This window comes from Pseudomonas sp. NPDC087336, from assembly GCF_044744285.1.
Lineage (GTDB): Bacteria > Pseudomonadota > Gammaproteobacteria > Pseudomonadales > Pseudomonadaceae > Aquipseudomonas.
The window spans coordinates 21,772-43,628 of record NZ_JBIUYA010000026.1; the positions used below are offsets into that span (position 1 = coordinate 21,772).

General features: G+C 60.9%; 22 protein-coding genes. 8 read left to right on the forward strand and 14 right to left on the reverse strand.

Features of this window, described 5'->3' with window-relative positions:
• The first annotated feature begins 85 nt into the window (after positions 1 to 85).
• From ACIO0C_RS23110 to ACIO0C_RS23130, 5 genes are all read left to right on the forward strand, one after another.
• A complete protein-coding gene (locus ACIO0C_RS23110; protein ID WP_401315484.1) occupies positions 86 to 1,243 on the forward strand; it encodes a D-alanyl-D-alanine carboxypeptidase family protein in 1,158 nt (385 codons plus the stop codon).
• A gap of 83 nt (positions 1,244 to 1,326) precedes the next feature.
• On the forward strand, positions 1,327 to 1,602 hold the full coding sequence (locus ACIO0C_RS23115; protein ID WP_008065984.1) for a DUF493 domain-containing protein: 276 nt from the start codon (positions 1,327 to 1,329) through the stop codon (positions 1,600 to 1,602).
• Positions 1,602 to 2,249: a lipoyl(octanoyl) transferase LipB gene (gene lipB / locus ACIO0C_RS23120; RefSeq protein WP_401315486.1), complete on the forward strand. Its 648-nt coding sequence runs from the start codon at positions 1,602 to 1,604 to the stop codon at positions 2,247 to 2,249. The genes ACIO0C_RS23115 and lipB overlap by 1 nt, the downstream gene beginning before the upstream one ends.
• A 25-nt stretch (positions 2,250 to 2,274) precedes the next feature.
• Positions 2,275 to 3,273, forward strand: coding sequence for a lipoyl synthase (gene lipA / locus ACIO0C_RS23125; protein WP_401315575.1), 999 nt, complete (start codon positions 2,275 to 2,277; stop codon positions 3,271 to 3,273).
• A gap of 171 nt (positions 3,274 to 3,444) precedes the next feature.
• Entirely contained in the window at positions 3,445 to 4,392 is a 948-nt protein-coding gene (locus tag ACIO0C_RS23130) for an LD-carboxypeptidase (protein ID WP_401315488.1), read from the forward strand.
• A gap of 144 nt (positions 4,393 to 4,536) precedes the next feature.
• Here the strand turns inward: ACIO0C_RS23130 and ACIO0C_RS23135 are convergent, their stop codons facing one another.
• The 5 genes from ACIO0C_RS23135 to leuS all read right to left on the reverse strand — a co-directional run bounded on the left by ACIO0C_RS23135 (position 4,537) and on the right by leuS (position 10,597).
• Positions 4,537 to 5,859, reverse strand: a complete 1,323-nt coding sequence (locus ACIO0C_RS23135) for a lytic murein transglycosylase (RefSeq protein WP_401315490.1) — start codon at positions 5,857 to 5,859, stop codon at positions 4,537 to 4,539.
• Positions 5,860 to 5,921: 62 nt separating this feature from the next.
• The gene (arfA, locus tag ACIO0C_RS23140; RefSeq protein WP_008065994.1) at positions 5,922 to 6,086 is read right to left on the reverse strand and encodes an alternative ribosome rescue factor ArfA; all 165 of its coding nucleotides are present in this window, start codon (positions 6,084 to 6,086) and stop codon (positions 5,922 to 5,924) included.
• A 134-nt stretch (positions 6,087 to 6,220) separates the two neighbouring features.
• On the reverse strand, positions 6,221 to 7,258 hold the full coding sequence (gene holA / locus ACIO0C_RS23145) for a DNA polymerase III subunit delta (protein ID WP_401315492.1): 1,038 nt from the start codon (positions 7,256 to 7,258) through the stop codon (positions 6,221 to 6,223).
• A 39-nt stretch (positions 7,259 to 7,297) separates the two neighbouring features.
• Complete coding sequence (lptE, locus tag ACIO0C_RS23150; protein WP_401315493.1) at positions 7,298 to 7,903, reverse strand: LPS assembly lipoprotein LptE; 606 nt, start codon at positions 7,901 to 7,903, stop codon at positions 7,298 to 7,300.
• Between the two features lie 87 nt (positions 7,904 to 7,990).
• On the reverse strand, positions 7,991 to 10,597 hold the full coding sequence (gene leuS / locus ACIO0C_RS23155; protein ID WP_401315494.1) for a leucine--tRNA ligase: 2,607 nt from the start codon (positions 10,595 to 10,597) through the stop codon (positions 7,991 to 7,993).
• 280 nt (positions 10,598 to 10,877) lie between these two features.
• Between leuS and ACIO0C_RS23160 the strand changes: the two genes are divergently transcribed.
• Positions 10,878 to 11,198, forward strand: a complete 321-nt coding sequence (locus ACIO0C_RS23160; protein ID WP_401315495.1) for a hypothetical protein — start codon at positions 10,878 to 10,880, stop codon at positions 11,196 to 11,198.
• A gap of 103 nt (positions 11,199 to 11,301) precedes the next feature.
• Positions 11,302 to 12,063, forward strand: coding sequence for a YdcF family protein (locus ACIO0C_RS23165; RefSeq protein WP_401315497.1), 762 nt, complete (start codon positions 11,302 to 11,304; stop codon positions 12,061 to 12,063).
• Between the two features lie 109 nt (positions 12,064 to 12,172).
• Here ACIO0C_RS23165 and lnt read toward each other — a convergent pair whose 3' ends face one another.
• The 5 genes from lnt to miaB all read right to left on the reverse strand — a co-directional run bounded on the left by lnt (position 12,173) and on the right by miaB (position 17,605).
• A complete protein-coding gene (gene lnt / locus ACIO0C_RS23170; protein ID WP_401315499.1) occupies positions 12,173 to 13,696 on the reverse strand; it encodes an apolipoprotein N-acyltransferase in 1,524 nt (507 codons plus the stop codon).
• Between the two features lie 16 nt (positions 13,697 to 13,712).
• The gene (locus ACIO0C_RS23175; protein ID WP_008066006.1) at positions 13,713 to 14,552 is read right to left on the reverse strand and encodes an HlyC/CorC family transporter; all 840 of its coding nucleotides are present in this window, start codon (positions 14,550 to 14,552) and stop codon (positions 13,713 to 13,715) included.
• Positions 14,553 to 14,557: 5 nt separating this feature from the next.
• Entirely contained in the window at positions 14,558 to 15,052 is a 495-nt protein-coding gene (gene ybeY, locus ACIO0C_RS23180) for an rRNA maturation RNase YbeY (RefSeq protein ID WP_401315501.1), read from the reverse strand.
• Positions 15,045 to 16,049 (reverse strand): PhoH family protein, encoded by a 1,005-nt coding sequence (locus ACIO0C_RS23185; protein WP_401315503.1) that lies wholly within the window; start codon positions 16,047 to 16,049, stop codon positions 15,045 to 15,047. The genes ybeY and ACIO0C_RS23185 overlap by 8 nt, the downstream gene beginning before the upstream one ends.
• 227 nt (positions 16,050 to 16,276) lie before the next feature.
• The gene (gene miaB / locus ACIO0C_RS23190; protein WP_032832166.1) at positions 16,277 to 17,605 is read right to left on the reverse strand and encodes a tRNA (N6-isopentenyl adenosine(37)-C2)-methylthiotransferase MiaB; all 1,329 of its coding nucleotides are present in this window, start codon (positions 17,603 to 17,605) and stop codon (positions 16,277 to 16,279) included.
• A gap of 133 nt (positions 17,606 to 17,738) precedes the next feature.
• On the opposite strand from miaB, the gene ACIO0C_RS23195 reads away from it, so the two are divergent.
• Complete coding sequence (locus ACIO0C_RS23195; protein ID WP_008066015.1) at positions 17,739 to 18,068, forward strand: DUF1820 family protein; 330 nt, start codon at positions 17,739 to 17,741, stop codon at positions 18,066 to 18,068.
• Between the two features lie 65 nt (positions 18,069 to 18,133).
• Here the strand turns inward: ACIO0C_RS23195 and ACIO0C_RS23200 are convergent, their stop codons facing one another.
• The 4 genes from ACIO0C_RS23200 to ACIO0C_RS23215 all read right to left on the reverse strand — a co-directional run bounded on the left by ACIO0C_RS23200 (position 18,134) and on the right by ACIO0C_RS23215 (position 21,663).
• A complete protein-coding gene (locus ACIO0C_RS23200) occupies positions 18,134 to 18,688 on the reverse strand; it encodes a tetratricopeptide repeat protein (protein WP_401315505.1) in 555 nt (184 codons plus the stop codon).
• Between the two features lie 222 nt (positions 18,689 to 18,910).
• Positions 18,911 to 20,194 carry a glutamate-1-semialdehyde 2,1-aminomutase gene (hemL, locus tag ACIO0C_RS23205; RefSeq protein WP_401315507.1) on the reverse strand — a complete coding sequence of 428 codons (1,284 nt, stop codon included), beginning with the start codon at positions 20,192 to 20,194 and terminating at the stop codon, positions 18,911 to 18,913.
• A gap of 15 nt (positions 20,195 to 20,209) precedes the next feature.
• Positions 20,210 to 20,833, reverse strand: coding sequence for a thiamine phosphate synthase (gene thiE / locus ACIO0C_RS23210; RefSeq protein ID WP_401315508.1), 624 nt, complete (start codon positions 20,831 to 20,833; stop codon positions 20,210 to 20,212).
• Between the two features lie 32 nt (positions 20,834 to 20,865).
• Positions 20,866 to 21,663: a hydroxymethylpyrimidine/phosphomethylpyrimidine kinase gene (locus tag ACIO0C_RS23215; protein WP_401315510.1), complete on the reverse strand. Its 798-nt coding sequence runs from the start codon at positions 21,661 to 21,663 to the stop codon at positions 20,866 to 20,868.
• Positions 21,664 to 21,857 lie beyond the last annotated feature (194 nt).

A 21,857-nucleotide genomic window follows, 5' to 3' on the forward strand; every position in this document is an offset into this window, starting at 1 on the left:
AGCAGCTGAACACGCGATGACTCGTTAGAAAGTCATCTGATTAGTTTTGCCCTTGGGCAGTTCCATTAGCGATTTCGAGAGACGGATGAACATCACCACCTTTGCCAAACGCCTGTGCCTTTTAGTCCCGCTGCTCCTCTCGCCTGCCGCATTCGCGGTCGAGATGATGCCGTCGCCACCGCAACTGGCCGCCAAGGCCTACGTGCTCATGGACGCCAGCAGCGGCAACGTGCTGGTCGAGAACAATGGTGACCAGCGTCTGCCGCCAGCCAGCCTGACCAAGCTGATGACCGCGTACATCGCGACCCTCGAAATCCGTCGTGGCCAGATCGGTGAAAACGATCCGGTGACCGTCAGCGAAAACGCCTGGCGTACCGGCGGTTCGCGGATGTTCATCAAGGTCGGCTCGCAAGTGACCGTCAGCGACCTGCTGCACGGCATCATCATCCAGTCGGGTAACGACGCCAGCGTGGCACTGGCCGAACACATCGCCGGCAGCGAAGATGCGTTCGCCGACATGATGAACAAGACCGTGGCTGACCTGGGCATGACCAACAGCCACTTCATGAACCCGACCGGCCTGCCGAACCCGGAGCACTACTCGTCGGCTCACGACATGGCAGTGCTGGCCCGCGCGATCATCCACGAAGACCCGGCTCACTACGCGATCTACTCGCAGAAAGAGTTCTTCTGGAACGGCATCAAGCAACCGAACCGCAACCTGCTGCTGTGGCGCGACAAGACGGTCGATGGCCTGAAAACCGGCCACACCGACGAGGCTGGCTACTGCATGGTGTCTTCGGCCGTGCGTGACGGCATGCGCCTGATCGCCGTGGTGTTCGGTACCAACAGCGAAGTGGCTCGCGCCGCCGAGACCCAGAAACTGCTGACCTACGGTTTCCGTTTCTTCGAGACCCAGACCTTCTATCAGAAAGGTGCCGAGCTGGCTCAGGCGCCTGTCTGGAAAGGCTCCACCAATCAAGTCAAGGCCGGCCTGGCTGAAGACCTGACCATGACCCTGCCCAAAGGCCAGCTGAAAAAGCTCGCCGCCAGCATGACCATGAACCCGCAATTGATTGCACCCATCGCCAAGGGCGACGTGATCGGTAAAGTCGAAGTCAAACTGGAAGACAAGGTGGTGCACAGCGCCGACCTGATCGCTCTGGATGGCGTCGAAGAGGGTGGTATCTTCCGTCGCATGTGGGATAGCATCCGTCTATTCTTCTACGGCTTGTTCAACTGATAGTGTGCTCCTGCAAGGCCTCGTGCTGATCCGGCGCGGGGCCTTGTCGTCGCCACGGCTTACGCTTACGAGGCCGTTACGCCATGACCGATACCGAAGTAAAGGCGCCCAAGATCGAATTCCCCAACGTTGATTACCCGGTTAAGGTGATCAGCGATACCGGTGTGGGCAACAAAGACAAGATCATCGCGATCGTCCAGAAACACGCGACGATCAACCATGACCGCGTGGATGAACGCCAGAGCACCAACGGCAAGTACACCACGATCCAGTTGCACATCGTCGCGACCGACCAGGACCAGCTGTACAACATCAACAGCGAACTGCGGGCCACCGGTTTCGTGCACATGGTGCTGTGATGTCCGGCACGCTGGGCTTTCGCGAACTTGGCCAGATGGCTTACGAGCCCGTTTGGCACGCGATGCAGCGCTTCACCAATGAGCGCGGCAGCGATGCCGACGACGAGATCTGGCTGGTCGAGCACCCGCCGGTCTTCACACAGGGGCAGGCCGGCAAGGCCGAGCACCTGCTGGTGCCGGGAGATATCCCGGTGGTGCAGGTCGATCGCGGTGGGCAGGTGACGTATCACGGGCCCGGGCAACTGGTGGCGTATCTGTTGCTGGATGTGCGCAAGCTGGGTTTCGGCGTGCGTGACCTGGTGACTCGCATGGAGTCATGCCTGATCGAGCTGCTTGCCAGCTACGGCGTGACAGCGGCGGCCAAGCCCGATGCACCGGGTGTGTATGTCAACGGCGCGAAAATCGCCTCCCTGGGTTTGCGGATCCGCCACGGTTGTTCCTTTCATGGCCTGGCCCTGAACGTGGACATGAACCTGGAACCGTTTCGACGGATTAATCCCTGCGGCTACGCCGGGCTGGCGATGACCCAGCTGAGCGATCACGCAGGATCGATTGAATTTGCCGAGGTAAGTGCCCGGCTGCGTGCGCAGCTCGTCAAACACCTCGACTATGCTGAGCAGACGACCCTGACGGGCGGAATCGACTGATATGACTACTGATGCAGTGCAAACCATGATCCCGACGCTCGATGTCACCGAGCGCCCGGCCCCGCGTCCCAAGGTTGAAGCCGGCGTCAAGCTGCGCGGCGCCGAGAAGGTTGCACGCATCCCGGTAAAGATCATTCCGACCACCGAACTGCCGAAGAAGCCTGACTGGATTCGTGTGCGTATTCCGGTCTCTCCGGAAGTCGACCGTATCAAGGCGTTGCTGCGCAAACACAAGTTGCACAGTGTGTGCGAAGAAGCCTCCTGCCCGAACCTGGGCGAGTGCTTCTCCGGCGGCACCGCGACCTTCATGATCATGGGTGACATCTGCACCCGTCGCTGCCCGTTCTGCGACGTTGGCCACGGCCGTCCAAAACCACTCGACGTCAACGAGCCGCAAAGCCTGGCCATCGCCATTGCCGACCTGCGTCTGAAGTACGTGGTGATCACCTCGGTGGACCGTGACGACCTGCGTGACGGCGGTGCCCAGCACTTTGCCGACTGCATCCGTGAAATCCGCAAGCTGTCGCCGAACGTGCAGCTCGAAACCCTGGTCCCGGACTACCGTGGCCGCATGGACATCGCCCTGGAAATCACCGCTGCCGAGCCACCGGATGTGTTCAACCACAACCTGGAGACCGTGCCGCGCCTGTACAAGGCTGCGCGCCCGGGTTCGGACTACCAGTGGTCGCTGACCCTGCTGCAACGCTTCAAGCAGATGATGCCGCACATCCCGACCAAGTCCGGTTTGATGCTGGGTCTGGGTGAAACGGACGAAGAAGTCATCGAAGTGATGAAGCGCATGCGCGAACACGACATCGACATGCTGACCCTGGGCCAGTACCTGCAACCGTCGCGTAGCCACTTGCCGGTGCAGCGCTTCGTGCACCCGGACACCTTCGCCTGGTTCGCCGAGGAAGGTTACAAGATGGGCTTCAAGAACGTTGCGTCCGGCCCACTGGTACGCTCTTCCTACCACGCCGACGAGCAGGCCAAGCTGGTCAAGGCCGAGTTGATGTCGTCCTGATTCGGCGATGAAAAAACAGCCCGCAACGTTCAATCGGCCTTGCGGGCTTTTTTTGCCTTTCCCACAGGCACATCAGTCTTTTCCTGCGACTGCGCAATGCTTGATCCACTTCTGTTTGTCTACGTTCCTGACTAATGTGTGTTTGATGCTTTCACGCAGGGAGATCCATGGATGAACGCAAGACCTGACCCGACGCTCCTTCCTCACACGCCTGTTCCGGCCTTGCCGATGCAGGGGCTGATCGCGGTTATCGCGCCTGCGGGTCCGGCCGCGCTGGACACAAAAAAAGCCATCGCCTGGATGCGTGCTCGTGGGTATTCGCTGCGGATATTCCCCGGGGTGTTCGAGAAGGACGGCTATCTGGCCGGCAGCGACAATGTGCGACTCAATGACCTGCACGCCGCGTTCACCGACCCTGAGGTCGATGCCATCATTTGCCTGCGCGGCGGATACGGTACGCCACGGTTGCTTGATCGCATCGATTTCCCGCTGCTGCGCCAAAACGCCAAGCCATTCATCGGCTATAGCGACATTACCGCGCTGCATTTGGCGATCAGCCGCTACGCGGGTTTCGTGACATTCCATGGCCCGTTGCTCAATGCCGATCTGCTGGGGGAGCGGCTGGCACCCACCGAGTCCTCGTTCTTCAACATGCTCAGAGGGCAGTACAGGGCTGGTAGCGTGGTTCCTCACCCGGTTGGCCGCCCCTTGACGACGATCGTGCCGGGTATCGCTCATGGGCGCCTTCTAGGCGGTAACCTGTCGATGATTGCCGCGACCATGGGCACGCCGTTCGAGATCGATGCCGCGGGTGTCATCCTGTTTATCGAAGACATTAACGAACCGCTGTATCGCATCGATCGTCTGCTGACCCATTTGCGCCTGGCGGGCGTGTTGCACAAACTGCGCGGGGTTCTGGTGGGTGATATAGCGGGGGTAGAGGTCCAGGCCCTGGACCGATTGCTCAAGCAGACCCTGGAACCCCTGTGCATCCCGGTACTGTCCGGGTGGCGCAGCGGGCACTGCAATCCAAACCTGACGCTGCCGATGGGCGCGTTGGTGAAGCTGGATGCGGGGAGCCAGCAACTGTTTCTGGAGCAGAATGTGGTAAGGCGCTAGAAACACCTCGCCTTTGTAGGAGCGAGCGGTGCGGCGATCCGACTTGCCCGCGAAAAACGATTACACGGTGCGTCAGATACACCGCAGCGCCTGGTTCGCCAGCAAGTCGGATCGCCGCACCGCTCGCTCCTGCAAGGGAGTTGTTTAGCGGTTACGCAACCCTTCCAGCAACTTGTGCGTCGGATAACCATCCGCCGGCCAGCCAAACGACTGCTGGGCACTGCGGATCGCCTTGCGGGTATTGGCGCCGATGATCCCGTCGGCAGTGCCCGCGTCGTAGTTCTGCGCACTCAGCAGGTTTTGCAGTTCAATCCGCTCGGTGCGGCTCAGGGGCAGATCATCCTTGGGCCACGTGCCGCTGATCAGCCCTGCGCCATTGAAGCGCTCGGACAGCAGGCTCACCGCCAGGGCGTAGGACGACGAGTTGTTGTACTTGAGAATCGCGCGGAAGTTGTCGAGCACCAGGAAGGCCGGGCCGCGGTAGCCTGCCGGCAATAGCAGCGCCGCGGACAGTTGCTCGGTGCCAGCTGGGAACTGGCCGCCGTTGGGCAGCACCACGCCCAGTTGCCGCCATTCGGCGACGCTCTTGCGAATCGAGCCATCGGCGAGGACGTAGTCGAAGCTGCCCGGCAGCTGCACTTCGAAGCCCCACGGTTGGCCTTTTTGCCAGCCGGAGCTTTGCAGGTAGTGGGCGGTCGATGCCAGGGCGTCGGTGACGCTACCCCAGATATCGCGGCGTCCGTCGCCATCGAAGTCCACGGCGTGGGTGTTGTAGGTGGTCGGGATGAACTGGGTCTGGCCCATGGCTCCCGCCCAGGAACCCAGCATTTTTTCGGGTTCGATATCGCCTTGCTGGAGGATTTGCAGGGCGGCGATCAATTGCGCATGAGCGAAGCCCGGGCGGCGGCCTTCGTAGGCCAGGGTTGCCAGTGAGTTGATCACCGACTTGCTGCCCTGGAACTGGCCGAAGTTGCTTTCCATGCCCCACACCGCAACCAGCGCCTGGCGGTCGACGCCGTAGCGCTGTTCGATGCTTTGCAGGATGCCGGCGTACTGGTCGACCAAAGCCTGGCCCTTGCGAACGCGCAGCGGCGACAGGGCGCCATCGAGGTACTCCCACACCGGTTTTGCGAATTCCGGTTGGCTGCGGTCGGCGCGGATCACGGCCGGGTCGAAGCTGACATTGGCAAAGGCGCGGTCGAACAGGTCGGCGCGGATACCGGCGGCCAGAGCGTCCCTGCGAAAGCCCGCCTGCCATTCGGCGAAGGTCTGGGTTGGCTGGATGTCGAGGTTTTCGCCGCTCGGAACCACGGGCGCGATGACCGCGGGGGCGGTGGCGACAGGGAGGGTCTGAATCGGCTGGGCGTCGGCGGCGGTGGGTTTTTCCGCGCAGGCGACGAGCAAAATGAGGCTGGAGGCAGCAATCAATTGGCGAAACTGCCAACGACGGGAAAGACAAAAGGGCATGCACGGGTCCAGGGAAAACGAATCAGGTACAGACCTTAACATGTTGAGCGGATGCTTGCCTTTCAGGCCGCCAGAAAGTAAGAAGCCTCCCAGTTGTCAGACTGGAAGGCTTCGCGGCGGTAGCTGCCTTTGCCCTTGCCGGCGCGTTCCTGGCGGCTGCGGAACAATGGCTGGGCGACGATGGATTTGGCCTTGTTGGGGCCATGTTTAGATGGCTTTTTGCTCATGATGGGCTCTCGCAAGTGAGTGGTTTTTGCGGGGGGAATCATCGGCTCATGCGAGGCTTCTGTCTAGTCCCTGCATTTTGTAGGACCTTTCGTGCGCGTTCCCTGTAGGAGCGAACGCGCTACGGTCTAAAGCCTTACTCTGCAGGCAACGATAATCTCTGCCCAGCCATCAACAGCGTCAGGCGACTCAAGCTCATCCACGGCGAACCCGCCGCCTGGCCCTTGATCTGCGCGTCGATGCGCTGGGCTTCGAGCAGCAATTGCGCCCAGCGTTGCGCCGAATAGCGTTGCAAGGCTTTGCTCATCAGCGGTTTGCGCTTGTCCCAAACCGGCGGCCTGGCCTGGCTGAAGGCCTTGTCCAGAGGCGTACCCTGGCTGTATTGCAACGAAATATTGGCCAGCAGGCGCAGTTCCCGGGCCAGGGCCCAAAGAATCACCGGGGGCTCGACACCTTCACCACGAAGCCCTTCGAGCATGCGCAGTGCATGGGCGGCTTCGCCATTGAGAATGGCGTCGGTCAAGCCGAAAACGTCGAAGCGCGCACTGTCGGCCACCGCAGCCTGCACGGTCTCGATGGTGATCTGGCCGCCTTCGGCCATCAGCTTGAGTTTTTCGATTTCCTGGGCGGCGGCCAGCAAGTTGCCCTCGACCCGGGCGGCGATCAGCTCGACGGCGTCCTGGCTGGCGGATAGCCCGGCCTGGGACAGGCGTTGACGGATCCAGCTAGGCAACTGGTTGGCATCCACCGGCCAGATCTGCACGAATTGGGTCTGTTGGCCTTCGACCAGCGCCTTGCCCCATTTGGTTTTCTGCGCGCTGCCATCGAGCTTCGGCAGGCTGATCAACAGCACGGTGTCTTCGGCCGGTCGCGAGCAGTACTCAATGAGTGCGGCGGCACCTTTATCGCCGGGCTTGCCCGAAGGCAGGCGCAGTTCCAGCAGGCGTTTTTCGGCGAACAGCGACATGCTGGCGCCGGCTTGCAGCAAGGTACCCCAGTCGAAACTGGCATCGGCGGCGAACACCTGGCGTTCGTCGAAGCCTTGTTGGCGGGCGGCTGCGCGGATGGCGTCGGCAGCTTCCTGGCAGAGCAAGGGGTCATCGCCACTGATGACGTAGACCGGCGCGAGGGCGCCTTGCAGGTGTTTGGCGAGTTGGGCGGGAGCGAGCTTCATGGGAGAGGGCAAACGGGGCGCCAGAGCGCCCCGTAAGTCTTACTGCTGAGGCAAATCGATGGGCGACTGACGCGGCGTGTTCGCCTCAGCCTTCTGTGCCGCTTCCAGCGCCGCGGCTTCCGCCTTGGCCTTGGCTTCGGCAGTCTGCTGCAGCTGGTCCAGCTGGGCCGGGGTGAATTGCTGCAGGCGCAACATCATGCGTTGAACCAGCTCGCGACGCATTTCCTTGCGGGCGTCGGCGGCTTCCTGGTCGGAACCTACCAGGTTGTTGCCGTCATGGATGAACACCTTCTGCACTTCGAGCTTGTCGTTGAGCAGGGGCAGGTTGCCCTGGCCGCGAATGTCATAGCTGAGCACCGTGCTCAGTTGATACTCGCCCGTGCGACCGGCACCAGCGTAGCTGAGGATGCGCTGGGATTCCTGCTGGTCGGTCAGGATGAGTTTGTAAGGGGCGCCGTTGTAGACCTTGACGCCGCTGCTTACCAGCATCTGGCGCAGTTGCGTCACGGTATCGCCGTAAGCGTCGCGGGCGCTCAGGTCGAGTTCCTTGAGCGCCAGGTCGGTGGTGCCGGTGCCACGCAGCTGGAAGCCACAGGCGCTCAACAGGACCGCGAGGCCTATCACCAGCAAGTTGCGTTTGATCATTGTGTTGCTCCCCTTGAAACCATGTGGGCCAATCAAGCGGCCCGAAAGGTTTGTTCGGCGCCCGGCAGGGCCGGGCGCCTGATCCAATTAGCTGGCGACGATGTTGACCAGTTTTCCGGGCACCACGATCACTTTGCGAATGGTCAGACCATCGACGAAACGCAGCACGTTCTCGTTGGCCCGTGCGGCAGCTTCGACTTCTTCGCGAGTGGCGCTGGCCGGCATTTCGATCTGGCCGCGCAGCTTGCCGTTGACCTGGATGACCAGCGTCAGGCTGTCCTGCACCAGCGCGCTTTCGTCCAGCACTGGCCAGCCGGCATCGATCACCGGATCGGCGTGACCCAGTCGATGCCACAGCTCGTGGCAGATATGCGGCGTGATCGGCGCCAACAGCAGGGTCACGGTTTCCAGGCCTTCCTGGACCAGTGCGCGATCCTGATCGGTAACTTGCGCGGCTTTTTCCAGCACGTTCATCAGCGTCATCACCTGGGCGATGGCGGTGTTGAACTTGTGGTTCTGGCCGACGTCATGGCTGGCCTGCTTGATGGCCTGGTGGATCGAGCGGCGGATGGCTTTCTGCTCGTCGTTCAGGCTGGCGACGTCCAGTTTGCCCGGAAGGCCCTGGATGACGTGGGCTTGAGCCAGGCGCCAGACGCGTTTGAGGAAGCGGTGCGAACCTTCAACCCCGGAGTCGGACCATTCCGCGCTCATGTCAGGTGGCGAGGCGAACATCATGAACAGACGGCAGGTGTCGGCGCCGAACTGGTCAATCATCGACTGTGGGTCAACGCCGTTGTTTTTCGACTTGGCCATCTTCTCGGTGCCACCGATTTCCACCGGCAGGCCGTCTGCGATCAGCTTGGCGCTGATGACCTTGGCCTTGCTGTCGCGTTCGAGTTCGACGTCCGCCGGGTTGAACCAGGTGTAGGCACCGTTGGCTTCACGACGGTAATAGGTCTCGGCGATCACCATGCCTTGGGTCAGCAGGTTCTTGAACGGTTCGTTGGAGCTGACCAGGCCTTCGTCGCGCATCAGCTTGTGGAAGAAGCGCGCGTAAAGCAGGTGCAGGATCGCGTGTTCGATGCCACCGATGTACTGATCCACCGGCAACCAGTGGTCGGCCGCGGATTTTTCCACCAGGCCACCCTCGAAGTGCGGCGAGGCGTAGCGGGCGTAGTACCACGAGGACTCGACGAAGGTGTCCATGGTGTCGGTTTCACGCTTGGCAGGCTGGCCGCATTTCGGGCAGCTGCACTCGTAGAACTCGGGCATGCGCGCCAGCGGGGAGCCGGCACCATCGGGTACGACGTCTTCCGGCAGTACGACGGGCAATTGATCTTCCGGCACCGGTACGTCACCGCAAGTGCCGCAGTGGATGATCGGAATCGGACAGCCCCAGTAGCGCTGACGGCTGATGCCCCAGTCACGCAGGCGGAACTGGGTGCGCGAGGCACCGAGTTCTTTCTTGATCAGCGCGACTTCGATGGCGTCGAAGGCGCCGGCGAAGTCGAGGCCGTCGAACTCGCCGGAGTTGATCAGCGTGCCGTACTCGCCGTAGGCGTCTTGCCATGGCGCCGGGTTGGTGTCACCCGCACTGGTGCGTACTACCGATTTGACCGGCAGGTTGTACTTGTGGGCGAACTCGAAATCACGTTCGTCGTGGGCCGGAACCGCCATTACCGCACCGTCGCCGTAGTGCATCAGCACGTAGTTGGCGACCCACACTGGCAGTTTTTCGCCAGTCAACGGGTGCTCGACGAACAGGCCGGTTGGCAGGCCTTTTTTCTCCTGGGTCGCAACGTCGGCTTCAGCGACGCTGCCGCCCTTGCATTCGGCGATGAATGCCTGCAGCTCAGGGTTGTTCTTGGCGGCGAGGGCGGCCAGGTGGTGCTCTGCGGCCACGGCAACATAAGTCGCGCCCATGAGAGTGTCCGGACGGGTAGTGAAGACTTTCAGGGTGCCGGTTTCGCCGATGGAATCGACGTTGTACGGGAACTGCACTTCCATGCCGCGGGATTTGCCGATCCAGTTGCGCTGCATGGTCTTGACCTGTTCAGGCCAGCCAGTCAGTTCGTCGAGGCTCTCCAGCAGCTCATCCGCGTAGGCGGTGATCTTGAAGTAGTACATCGGGATTTCGCGCTTTTCGATCAGCGCGCCAGAACGCCAGCCGCGACCGTCGATCACTTGCTCGTTGGCCAGGACGGTCTGGTCGACCGGGTCCCAGTTCACGGTACCGCTTTTCTTGTAGATCACACCTTTTTCGAACAGGCGAGTGAACAGCCATTGTTCCCAACGGTAGTAATCGGGTTTGCAGGTGGTCACTTCGCGCGACCAGTCCACCGCCAGGCCCAGGCTGCGCAGCTGGGACTTCATGTAGGCGATGTTTTCGTAGGTCCACTTGGCAGGCGCTACGTTGTTCTTCATCGCGGCGTTTTCCGCCGGCATGCCGAAGGCGTCCCAACCCATGGGTTGCAGGACGTTCTTGCCCAGCATGCGCTGGTAGCGGGAGATCACGTCGCCGATGGTGTAGTTGCGCACGTGCCCCATGTGTAGCTTGCCGCTGGGGTAAGGGAACATCGACAGGCAGTAGTAGGTCTCCTTGCCTGGCTGTTCACTGACTTCAAAGGACTTTTGCTCGTCCCAGAACGACTGGGCGGCGGCTTCGATTTCACGGGGCTGATATTGTTCGTGCATGGCTACTTTTGAACTGAATAGGGGTGGCCTAATCCTCTTCAATGCGACGCTGGACGGTGAACACGCCATTTCGGCGTTTCGGTGTCCAGACGAGCTGGAAGTGGAGTTACAGGAAGCGCCGTAGCATACATGACCGCACTCTATCGAGGGAAACCCTGATTACTGCCGCGCGTCTCGTGAAAACCGCTGCGAGGGCCGTTGGTCGCGGCGTCCAGCCGGTTTGTCGATGGAAGCTAAGCTCTAACTGGGGAGTAGGTCTTATCTTCCAATGAGGTGAGGGATGGTTGAGTCACGGCAAAAAGTTACAAAACCGGAGTTGTACGAAAGACTGATCGATCGTTTGGGCATGGCCCTTGATGCAGCCAAAACAGCTGGTCGGCTGCGCGACGAACGCCCTTTGGAACTGGAGTTGCGTGGCCTTAGCCCCGCAGAGTTTGCACTGGTCAAGGCGTACCTCGATCGCAGTGAGCGTGAAACGCAGGGATGCTTATCTGAAGCAGTGAAGCAACTCGACGCACCACGTTCGGCCAAGATCATCTGGCTCAAGGACAAAGTAGCTGGCAGAGATGCGGTAAAGGTCCGGTCCCTGCAGTGCAAGTAAGGCATAGAGCCATGCTCCGCGGTTTTTTGAAGCATAGTCCTTCCGTATTTATTGTCGCTTTGCGTCAACCCACTTAGGCTTCGGGCATCTAAGGAGATGCCCGATGCCTTTTCGTTATTTCGTGAAACACCTTCTGATGCCACCCGGCGTTCTTATCCTGTTGCTGGTGTTCGCCTGGTGGTGGCGCCGCTCAAGGCCGCGACTTGCCAGTTGCTGTTTTGCCCTGGGCGTGGGTGGCTTCTGGTTGATGAGCCTGCCGGTGGTGGTGCAGTGGGGCGCCGGGCTTCTTGAGCGTGAGGTGCCCTTGGCTCGCGACGAATGGACAACGTTGGCACGGCGCGCCGATGCGATCGTGGTGCTGGGGGCCGGGCGCGAGCGGGGTGATCTGGCCTGGGGCAGCGATCAACCCACCGGGGTGGCTTTGGAGCGGGAGCGCTATGCTGCTCGCCTGGCAAAGGCCTCGGGCTTGCCGATTCTGACCAGTGGCGGTTTGCATTACGGCACGCCGCCAACCGAGGCCAAATTGATGGCAGACTCATTGCACGATGATTTCGGCGTTGCGGTGCGTTGGCAGGAAGGGCAAAGCCGCACCACTTGGGAGAACGCGACATTCAGCGCCGAGGTCTTGTTGCCTGAAGGTATCAAGCGCGTGGTGGTGGTGACCCAGGCCTGGCATATGCCGCGAGCGGTCTGGAGTTTTCAGAAGGCCGGGTTTGAAGTGGTGCCGGCGCCGGTGGGGTTCTTGAGCGTGTATAACGCCGAGCCACTGGGTGGCTGGATGCCGGAGTTAAAGGCGATCTGGCGCAGCGGGCAGTTGCTGAATGAAGCGGCGGGGCAGATCGGGTATTCGCTGTTCTACCGTTAAAGATCAAAAGATCGCAGCCTCTTTTCACTCGACAGCTCCTACAGGAGATTGCGTTCTCTGTAGGAGCTGTCGAGTGAAACGAGGCTGCGATCCTTTGCAGGCATCGCGTTTAAACGGTCTTGGCCATCCGGCTGGCAATCAATGCCCAGCCAAACAACAGCGCACACACAACGATCAACGGCCATGAACGCCATTGCAGGTACGGTGTGAGGTTGTGCATCGGCATCACTTCGCCGTACAGGATGCCGCGTTCGAATTGCGGGATCTGCGTGGTGATCTGGCCGAACGGATTGATCAGGCCGGTCACGCCATTGTTGGTGGCGCGGATCATCCAACGGCCAGCTTCAAGCGCGCGCATCTGTGCCATCTGCAGGTGTTGCAGCGGGCCGATGGATGTGCCGAACCAGGTGTCGTTGCTGATGGTCAACAGCAGGTCGCTTTGTGCGGCAAGGCCGGCAGCGAACTCTGGATACACCACTTCATAGCAGATGAACGGCGCAATCTGGTAGCCCTTGGCTTGCAACATGGCCTGATCGGAATGACCGCGGGCAAAGTCCGACATGGGCAGGTCGAAAAACGCGATCAGGCCACGCAGCACATCCTGCAGCGGCACGTACTCGCCGAACGGCACCAGCTTCTGCTTGAGGTAGGTGCCATCGCCTTCGCCGACCACGGTTATGCCGTTATAGAAGCGCTTCTGCTGGTGGACGACTTCGCGGATCGGCACGCCGGTAATCATTGCCGAATCTCGCTCGGCGGCAAATTTCCCCATCATGTCCAGGTAGCCCTGGGCAGACTCCTTGAGCACCGGGACCGCGGTTTCCGGCCAGATCAGCAAGTCGACCCGTTTCGAGCTGAAGCTCATGTCGCGGTACAGCTCCAATTGCGCATTGAGCTGCGCCGGGTCCCACTTCATGTTTTGTTCGATGTTGCCCTGGATCGCCGCGACACTCAGTGGCGGGCCTGCCGGGCTGGTCCAGGCGTGTTGCTTGAGTGCAATGCCGGCCACCCACGGGCCTGCCAGCAGCACGACGCCCACGGCGATGAAGCCCTTGCGCCCCGTGCGCACCAGGCGCATGGCGTTGTAGATCAAGGCGGCCGTCAGGGCCAGGGTGAAGGATATCAGCCACATCCCGCCGACAGGCGCGAGACCGGCCAGTGGGCCGTCGAGCTGGCTGTAGCCGGAGTAGAGCCATGGGAAGCCGGTGAGGAACCAGCCGCGAAACGCTTCCTGGCCGACCCACAACGCCGCAAAGGCGAGGGTATCCGCCAGCGGTGCTTCGTTGCGTCGCAGCCAACGCGCCCAGATCCAGGCGGGCAGGGCAAAGAACCAGGCAATCGCCGCCGTGAAGATCAACATCAGGAAGCCGGCCAGCAGCACCGACGCACCACCGAAGTGATGGATGCTGTAGTAGATCCAGCTGGTGCCGGCGCCAAACAGGCCGAAGCCGAAACACCAGCCACGGCCCAGGGCCTGGCGTGGATTCAGTTCACGCAAACCGGCATAGAAAAGCCCGACTGCCAGCAGTGCCAGTGGCCAGATATCGAAAGGCGCCAGGGCCAGGGTGGTGATTGCACCGGCCGCCACGGCCAGCAGGTTACCGGGCCAGCCGGGGCGGGTTGTCCAGCGCATTTCAATCCTTAGGTTTTTACCGGGCGATAGGCGTCAGTCGCAGCAAATGAATCCGCCGACTGTCGGCGTTCAGGATGCGAAAGCGATAGGTGCCGATTTCAGTGATTTCGTTGCGTTTTGGCAAGTGCCCGAACGCGCTCATCACCAGGCCGCCCACGGTGTCGAACTCGTCGTCGGAAAATTCGCTGTCGAAGAACTCGTTGAAGTTCTCGATCGGCGTCAGGGCCTTGATCAGGAAGTCGCCGCTGGGCAGTGGCTTGATGTAGCTGTCTTCTTCGACGTCGTGTTCGTCTTCGATGTCGCCGACGATCTGTTCCAGCACGTCTTCGATGGTCACCAGGCCCGCCACGCCGCCGTATTCGTCAATGACGATGGCCATGTGGTTGTGGTTCGCTCGGAACTCGCGCAACAACACGTTAAGGCGCTTGGACTCCGGCACGAAAGTGGCCGGGCGCAGCAGGTCCTTGATGTTGAAACTGTCGCCGTTCTCCCTGAGGATCAACGGCAGCAAGTCCTTGGCCAGCAACACCCCCATCACGTCATCGTGGCTTTCGCCGATCACCGGATAGCGGGAGTGGGCCGAATCGACCACGGCAGGCAGGAATTCGCGAGGTGTCTGGGTCGCCTTGATGCTGATCATCTGCGAGCGCGGGACCATGATGTCCCGTACTTGCAGGTCGGCAACCTGGATAGCGCCTTCGACGATGGCCAGCGCTTCGCTGTCCAGCAGTTTGTTCTGGTGTGCATCGCGCAGCAGCTCCAGCAGCTCCTGGCGGTTCTTCGGCTCGTGGGCAAAAGCCTGGGTGAGCTTACCCAGCCAAGACTTCTGCCCGTTGCTCGATCGATCTTCGCTCATAGCGATTACTCTGAATCCTTTGTTGTTTCGGTAGGGGGGACTTCGATTTCGTCGTCCGCGTACGGATCGGGATAGCCCAGTTCAGCAAGCAACGTTCGTTCCAGTGCTTCCATCTCTTCGGCTTCGTCATCATCTATATGGTCGTAACCCAGCAGATGCAAGCAGCCGTGAATCACCAGGTGTGCCCAATGGGCCTTGAGCTCCTTGCCCTGCTCGGCGGCTTCACGCTCGACCACCGCCACGCAGATCACCAGGTCGCCCAGCAACGGGATGTCGAGAAACTCGTCTGGCACATCGGCAGGAAACGAGAGGACGTTGGTGGCGTAGTCCTTTTGCCGCCAGGTATTGTTCAGTTCGCGCCCCTCGACTTCGTCGACCAGGCGAATGGTCATCTCGGAGTCGGCGGTGCGCTGGCGCAGGGCCAGTTCGCACCATTGGCGGAACTCGGCTTCGCTGGGGGCAGGCGCTTGGGTCGCGATTTGCAGATCAAGCTCAAGCATCGCGTCGGCTGTCCTTTGGTGCTTCATCGGCGGAGCGATTTTCGAAGCGCTCGTAGGCCTCGACAATGCGCTGCACCAGCGGGTGGCGCACGACGTCCTTGGGCATGAAATGGGTAAAGCTGATACCCGGAACATCCTTCAGTACTTCGATCACGTGGTGCAGCCCGGACTTGGTGCCTTTCGGCAGGTCGACCTGGGTGATGTCACCGGTGATGACGGCTGTGGAGCCGAAGCCGATCCGGGTCAGGAACATTTTCATCTGTTCGACCGTGGTGTTCTGGCTTTCGTCGAGGATGATGAAGCTGTTGTTCAGCGTGCGACCGCGCATGTAGGCCAGTGGCGCCACTTCGATCACCTGGCGCTCGATCAGCTTGGCGACGTGTTCGAAACCGAGCATTTCGTAGAGCGCGTCATAGAGCGGGCGCAAATACGGGTCGATTTTCTGTGACAGGTCACCGGGCAGGAAACCGAGTTTTTCGCCGGCCTCGACCGCCGGACGCACCAGCAGGATGCGCCGGATCTGTTCGCGTTCCAAGGCGTCCACTGCGCAGGCCACGGCCAGATAGGTCTTGCCGGTACCGGCCGGGCCGATGCCGAAGTTGATGTCGTTGCCGAGGATTTCCTTGACGTAGCGCTGCTGATTCAAGCCGCGAGGGCGAATCATGCCTTTTTTGGTGCGCAGGGCGACGGAGGCGTCGGCGGGCGAGTGGTTGTCCAGCTCTTCGACGGCCGATTCCTGCAGGAACAGGTGAACCAGGTCCGGCGACAGCTCGGTACCCTTGGTTTCCCGGTACAGGCGGCGCAGGAGGTTTTCCGCGGAGGTGGTGTGTTTACGCTCGCCGATCAGTTCGAACTGGTTTCCGCGGTTGCGGATCTCGATGGTCAGGCGCTGCTCGATCAGGCGCAGGTGTTCGTCGAACTGCCCGCACAGATTAGCGAAGCGGCGAGCCTCAAAAGGCTCGAGGATGAAACGATGTGGTTCGATGGGTGCGTTCAAGGTCGTATTTAGCCGCCCTGGGGCAATTGGGATGATTCAAGGATAGCGCCAGTGGCGCGGGTGCGAAAGCTCTTAAATGGATAAGCCCATTCTCGAGAACAATGCAATCCACTGTGGGAGCTGGCTTGCCAGCGATAGCGGTGCATCAGGCGACATATCCGTCGGGATTGATGGCCTCATCGCTGGCAAGCCAGCTCCCACAGGGTCCTCGGTGTTTCCGAAATGTGTTACTGGATCAACGAGCCCCGCAGCGAGTGTGGCTGTGCGGCGTCGATGTGCACATCCGCGAACTGGCCGATCAGGGTTGGATTGTCGCAGCGGAAGTTGACGATACGGTTATTCTCGGTTCGCCCTTGCAGCTCGCCGGGGTCTTTCTTGGAATAATCGGTTACAAGAATCCGCTGAATCGAACCGACCATTTGTCGGCTGATTTCGAAGCCCTGCTGGTTCAGGCGATGTTGCAGGGCGTTCAGGCGCTCTTTTTTCAGTTCTTCCGGGGTCTCATCGGCCAGGTCGGCGGCCGGTGTGCCCGGGCGCTGGCTGTAGACGAACGAATAGGAGAAGTCGAAACCGACGTCCTGGATCAGCTTCATGGTCTGTTCGAAGTCTTTCTCTGTCTCGCCGGGGAAACCGACGATGAAGTCCGAACTGATGCAGATGCCCGGCACGGCAGCGCGCAGCTTGCGCAGTTTGGATTTATATTCCAGCGCCGTGTGGTTGCGTTTCATCGCCGCGAGGATGCGGTCCGAGCCCGATTGCACCGGCAGGTGCAGGTGTTTCACCAGCTCCGGCACTTCGGCGTGGGCCTGGATCAGGCTGTCGGAAAATTCCAGCGGGTGCGAGGTGGTGTAGCGGATGCGGTCGATGCCATCGACCGCCGCGACCACACGGATCAGTTCGGCCAGATCCGCCAGGCGGCCGTCGTGGGTCGTACCGCGATAGCCATTGACGTTCTGCCCCAGCAGCGTCACTTCGCGCACGCCGTGTTCGGCCAGGTGAATGATTTCGGCAATCACGTCGTCGAACGGGCGGCTGACTTCTTCACCGCGGGTGTAGGGCACCACGCAGAACGTGCAGTATTTGCTGCAACCTTCCATCACCGACACGTAGGCGCTCGGGCCGTCGATACGCGGCTCGGGCAGGTGGTCGAATTTTTCGATTTCGGGGAACGAGACGTCGACTTGCGGCAGCTTGCTGATGCGCGCGGCGTCGATCATTTCCGGCAGGCGGTGCAAGGTCTGGGGGCCGAATACCACGTCGACATAGGGCGCGCGATCGCGGATGGCGGCGCCTTCCTGGCTGGCCACGCAACCGCCAACGGCGATCACCATGTCCGGGTTGGCCAGCTTCAGTTCGCGCCAGCGGCCCAGCTGGGAATAGACACGGTCCTGGGCGCGCTCGCGGATAGAGCAGGTGTTGAGCAAGATCACGTCGGCGTCTTCAGCACGCGCCGTGACTTCCAGGGCCTGGTGTTCGCCCAGCAGATCGACCATGCGCGAGCTGTCGTACTCGTTCATCTGGCAACCGTGGGTTTCGATGTAAAGCTTCTTGGCCATGGACAGAGTCATCACGTGATTCAAAGAACCGCGCATTATAGGGAACATGTACTCAGGTTCCTACCGCTGCGCGTCCGGCGGCTATGCTATAGTTCGCGCCCTCATTTTTATCCCCCGATGTGTTTCGCCTGCCATGACCAAACGTGAAGCTCCAATCTACAAGGTGATTTTCCTCAATCAGGGCCAGGTGTTCGAAATGTACGCCAAGCAGATCTATCAGAGCGATCTGTGGGGCTTCCTGGAAGTGGAAGAGTTCGTCTTTGGCGAGCGCACACAGGTAGTCGTAGACCCGAGCGAAGAGAAGCTCAAGGCCCAGTTTGAAGGGGTGGTGCGCAGTTTCGTGCCAATGCATTCGATCGTGCGCATCGACGAGGTCGAGCGCCTGGGTACACCGAAAATCAGCGAAGCCCGCGGCACGGTCGGCAATGTGATGCCGTTTCCGGTGCCGATGCCTGAGAAGTAAGGTATAGGAGCTGGCCTGTCGGGTCGCCGCATCGCAGCGAAGGGCCAGAAAGGTCGCTAAAGAATTCAGGGCAAGGGCGCGAACGGCGTACGCCCATCGGCGCTCTGCAATTCCATCAGGTATTTACGGAAGATTTGCCCCAGCACCTGGGTGGCGACTTCCAGTTCCTGGCGGGACATTTTCTCGGCGACTTCGTCGGCGGTATCCAGCGCTTCTTCCGCACCGTTGACCGCCGCCATTTTCAGCACGATATACGCCTGAATATTATTGGCCGGTACGCCTTCGCCGTGGAAGAACATGGTGCCGAGCTTGAATTGGGCCTGGGCGTGACCTTGCAGCGAGGCCTTTTCGAAGTAGTTCAGGGCTTTATTGAGGTCGCGTGGCGCGTTATTGCCGTCGTAGTAGAACTCACCCAACTCGTATTGCGCCTGGGCATCCCCTTCGTCCGACGCTTTCTGGCAGGCGGCCAGTGCCTGGGCCAGGTCTTGCGGCTGGGTATTGAGGGTGCAGCGACCCATCGCTGGGATTAACAACGAGTTACCGCCTGCTTGTGCGAGCGCGAGCAGGGGCTGAAGGAGCAACAGGCAGCCCAGTGAAAGGGCGCGGCCGGTGCGGTTCATGGGAATCGACTTACCTCTGAGGGGCGCGCGGACCCATCGAGGGGATCCAATAAGCGCGCATTATGAAATAAGCAGGACCAACCTTACAAAGTCTTTACTCGTTTTTCTGCTGCGCGGGAAATATATCGCTCACTTTGCGCAGGATTATTAGCAGATGAGCAGGAAAAAGGGCAGGAGAAGGTGAAAGCTGACGCCGGCAATGGCCAGCGTCAGCGCACGGCGTTACTTCAGTGCAGCAAATGCGCGCTCGGCGGCATCCAGGGTCAGTTTCAGTTCGGCTTCGCCGTGGGCGATCGAGGTAAAGCCGGCTTCGAAAGCGCTTGGTGCCAGGTATACGCCACCTTCAAGCATCAAGTGGAAGAAGCGGCCGAACAAGGCTGAGTCGCTGGCCATTACGTCATCGAAGGTCACGATGTCGTCGGCGCCGCTGAAGTACAGGCCGAACATGCCACCGGCCTGGGTGGTCACGAACGGAATACCTGCCGCATCGGCACGCACCTGCAAGCCGTCGAGCAGGCGGGTGGTGTAGTCGGTCAGCTCGTCGTGGAAGCCCGGACGGCTGATCAGGCGCAAAGTGGTCAGGCCCGCCGCCATCGCCAGCGGGTTACCCGACAATGTACCGGCCTGGTAAACCGGACCCAGCGGGGCGATGCACGACATGATTTCGCGCTTGCCGCCGAAGCAGCCCACCGGCATGCCGCCGCCAATGATCTTGCCGAAGGTGGTCAGGTCCGGTGTCACGCCGTAGTGAGCCTGGGCACCGCCGAGGGCAACACGGAAACCGGTCATCACCTCGTCAAAAATCAGCACCACGCCGTGCTTGTCGCACAGGGTCCGCAGGCCTTCGAGGAAGCCTGGGGCCGGCGGCACGCAGTTCATGTTGCCGGCGACCGGTTCGACGATGATGCACGCCACGTCCTGTCCGACTTCGGCAAGCATGGCCTCAACCGCATCAATGTCGTTGAACGGCAGGGTCAGCGTGTGTTTGGCGAACGCCGCCGGTACACCTGCCGAGCTCGGCACGCCTTGGGTCAGGGCGCCGGATCCGGCCTTGACCAACAGGCTGTCGGAGTGGCCGTGGTAGCAGCCTTCGAACTTGATGATGCTGTCGCGACCGGTGAAGCCACGGGCCAGGCGAATAGCGCTCATGGTCGCTTCGGTGCCGGAGCTGACCATGCGCACCATTTCCATCGACGGCACCAGCGAGCAGACCAGATCTGCCATCTGGGTTTCCATCTCGGTCGGCGCACCGTAGGACAAGCCGTGTTCAAGCTGCTTGCGTACCGCGTCCAGGACGTCCGGGTGGCTGTGGCCGAGGATCATCGGGCCCCAGGAGCCGACGTAATCTACATAGCGCTTGTCGTCTTCGTCGGTGACGTAGGCGCCTTCGGCATGCTTGAAGAACAACGGCGTGCCGCCAACGCTCTTGAATGCACGGACTGGCGAGTTCACGCCACCGGGGATGTGTTTCTGGGCATTGGCAAATAGGGTTTCGGAACGAGACATGATCGGGCTCTCAAATCAGATTTTCAGTAATTCGTTGAATGCGCGGGCGCGGCGGGTCACTTCAGCCGTGCTCTGGGCGCCAAACAGGCCATGCACCACGGCGAGCAGATCGACCCCGTGGGCCACTAGAGGGGCGGCGTTGTCGAGGGTGATGCCGCCAATGGCGCAGATCGGCAGGTGCAGTTGCTTACGAGCCTGATCGAGCAATTCGAGACTGCAGGTCGGGGCTCCAGGCTTGGTGCTGGAGTTGAAGAAGCGACCGAAGGCGACATAACTGGCGCCTTCTTTGGCAGCCTGTTCGGCGAGTGCGAGTTGCGCATGGCACGTCGAGCCGATGACGGCCTTGGATCCCAGTAACGCCCGGGCCGGGGTCAGCGGACCGTCGGTCTGTCCAAGATGCACGCCAACATTCAGGCGTGCAGCCAGTTCGGCATCGTCATTGATGATCAAGCGGGTCTTGTAGCGTTCGCACAGGTCGCGCAAGGCTTCGGCTTCACGCAGGCGGCGGGCCTCATCGCTGCTCTTGTCGCGGTACTGCAGCAGGGTGACGCCGCCTTCCAGCGCCGCCTCCACGTACGAAAGAAATTTACCGGCCAGCAACTGACTGTCGGTAATGGCGTACAGGCCACGTAGTTTCATCAAGCAAGCCTCACCGCAGTGCTAATAGAGAGTTACGAACAGAAGTCCAGTGGCAGGCGGCGTGGCACGAACTGGCCTTTGCCCAACTGCTCCGCATCGCGCAGGGTGCGCCACGTGTAGTTAAGTGCAGTCTGTACGGCGCTGGCGAGGTTTTCACCTTGGGCCAGACGACCGGCAAGCGCACTGGCCAGGGTGCAGCCAGAGCCGTGATAGCTGCCGGGCAGGCGTTGACAGGTGTAGGTTTCGCGCAAGCCGTCGCGGCTGTACAGGCGGTTGTGGATTTCGGTTTCGTCGCCATGGCCGCCGGTGATCAGCAGGTGTTTGACGAACGGCAGGAGTTTTTCAGCGCACTCGTCCGCGGTGCCTTCAGGCAGTTCGGCGAGGATACGGGCTTCGGGAAGGTTGGGGGTGGCGATGATCGAGAGCGGCAGCAGGCGTTCGCGCATGGCGTAGCCGACTTCGTCCTTGCCCAGGCGACCGCCACCGCCGGCGCGCAGCACCGGGTCGCAGACCACCGGCAAGTGCGGGTGCGCCGAAAGCAATTCGACCACGGTGTCGACCATTTCCAGGGAGCCGAGCATGCCGAGCTTGACCGCCGCGACTTCGGAATCGTTGAGCACGGCATTGGCCTGGGCCAGCACCCACTCACGGTCGAGCACGCGAAAAGCAGTGACATTGACGGTGTCTTGCACGGTCAGGGCGGTGACGGCCGGAGCCGCATGGCAACCCTGAGCGAGCAAGGCTTCGATATCTGCCTGCAAGCCGGCGCCACCACTTGGGTCGTGGCCGGAGAGACAGAGGACAACGGGGCGAGAGCTGTAGATATTCATGGTGCGCGAGCTTACCACCAAACATCTTTTTTCGAATCCCGCTGCGCGACAGGCAAAAGAATGCCCGAAGGCGGTGATCTTTTGAACTTTTCAGTCCGGCAAACAGCTCTAGCTCAATAATTTTCGCTGGAACGCCCGTGCTAGAGCCTTTGCTGGAAAAATTTCGGTAGTGCTCATTAGCCATCAACGGCTAT

Bases quoted from the DNA above. Each gene is read 5' to 3' on its own strand.
- ACIO0C_RS23110 (WP_401315484.1), top strand. From the start codon at position 86: ATGAACATCACCACCTTTGCCAAACGCCTGTGCCTTTTAGTCCCGCTG.
- ACIO0C_RS23115 (WP_008065984.1), top strand. From the start codon at position 1,327: ATGACCGATACCGAAGTAAAGGCGCCCAAGATCGAATTCCCCAACGTT.
- lipB (WP_401315486.1), top strand. From the start codon at position 1,602: ATGTCCGGCACGCTGGGCTTTCGCGAACTTGGCCAGATGGCTTACGAG.
- lipA (WP_401315575.1), top strand. From the start codon at position 2,275: ATGATCCCGACGCTCGATGTCACCGAGCGCCCGGCCCCGCGTCCCAAG.
- ACIO0C_RS23130 (WP_401315488.1), top strand. From the start codon at position 3,445: ATGAACGCAAGACCTGACCCGACGCTCCTTCCTCACACGCCTGTTCCG.
- ACIO0C_RS23135 (WP_401315490.1), bottom strand. From the start codon at position 5,859: ATGCCCTTTTGTCTTTCCCGTCGTTGGCAGTTTCGCCAATTGATTGCT.
- arfA (WP_008065994.1), bottom strand. From the start codon at position 6,086: ATGAGCAAAAAGCCATCTAAACATGGCCCCAACAAGGCCAAATCCATC.
- holA (WP_401315492.1), bottom strand. From the start codon at position 7,258: ATGAAGCTCGCTCCCGCCCAACTCGCCAAACACCTGCAAGGCGCCCTC.
- lptE (WP_401315493.1), bottom strand. From the start codon at position 7,903: ATGATCAAACGCAACTTGCTGGTGATAGGCCTCGCGGTCCTGTTGAGC.
- leuS (WP_401315494.1), bottom strand. From the start codon at position 10,597: ATGCACGAACAATATCAGCCCCGTGAAATCGAAGCCGCCGCCCAGTCG.
- ACIO0C_RS23160 (WP_401315495.1), top strand. From the start codon at position 10,878: ATGGTTGAGTCACGGCAAAAAGTTACAAAACCGGAGTTGTACGAAAGA.
- ACIO0C_RS23165 (WP_401315497.1), top strand. From the start codon at position 11,302: ATGCCTTTTCGTTATTTCGTGAAACACCTTCTGATGCCACCCGGCGTT.
- lnt (WP_401315499.1), bottom strand. From the start codon at position 13,696: ATGCGCTGGACAACCCGCCCCGGCTGGCCCGGTAACCTGCTGGCCGTG.
- ACIO0C_RS23175 (WP_008066006.1), bottom strand. From the start codon at position 14,552: ATGAGCGAAGATCGATCGAGCAACGGGCAGAAGTCTTGGCTGGGTAAG.
- ybeY (WP_401315501.1), bottom strand. From the start codon at position 15,052: ATGCTTGAGCTTGATCTGCAAATCGCGACCCAAGCGCCTGCCCCCAGC.
- miaB (WP_032832166.1), bottom strand. From the start codon at position 17,605: ATGGCCAAGAAGCTTTACATCGAAACCCACGGTTGCCAGATGAACGAG.
- ACIO0C_RS23195 (WP_008066015.1), top strand. From the start codon at position 17,739: ATGACCAAACGTGAAGCTCCAATCTACAAGGTGATTTTCCTCAATCAG.
- ACIO0C_RS23200 (WP_401315505.1), bottom strand. From the start codon at position 18,688: ATGAACCGCACCGGCCGCGCCCTTTCACTGGGCTGCCTGTTGCTCCTT.
- hemL (WP_401315507.1), bottom strand. From the start codon at position 20,194: ATGTCTCGTTCCGAAACCCTATTTGCCAATGCCCAGAAACACATCCCC.
- thiE (WP_401315508.1), bottom strand. From the start codon at position 20,833: ATGAAACTACGTGGCCTGTACGCCATTACCGACAGTCAGTTGCTGGCC.
- ACIO0C_RS23215 (WP_401315510.1), bottom strand. From the start codon at position 21,663: ATGAATATCTACAGCTCTCGCCCCGTTGTCCTCTGTCTCTCCGGCCAC.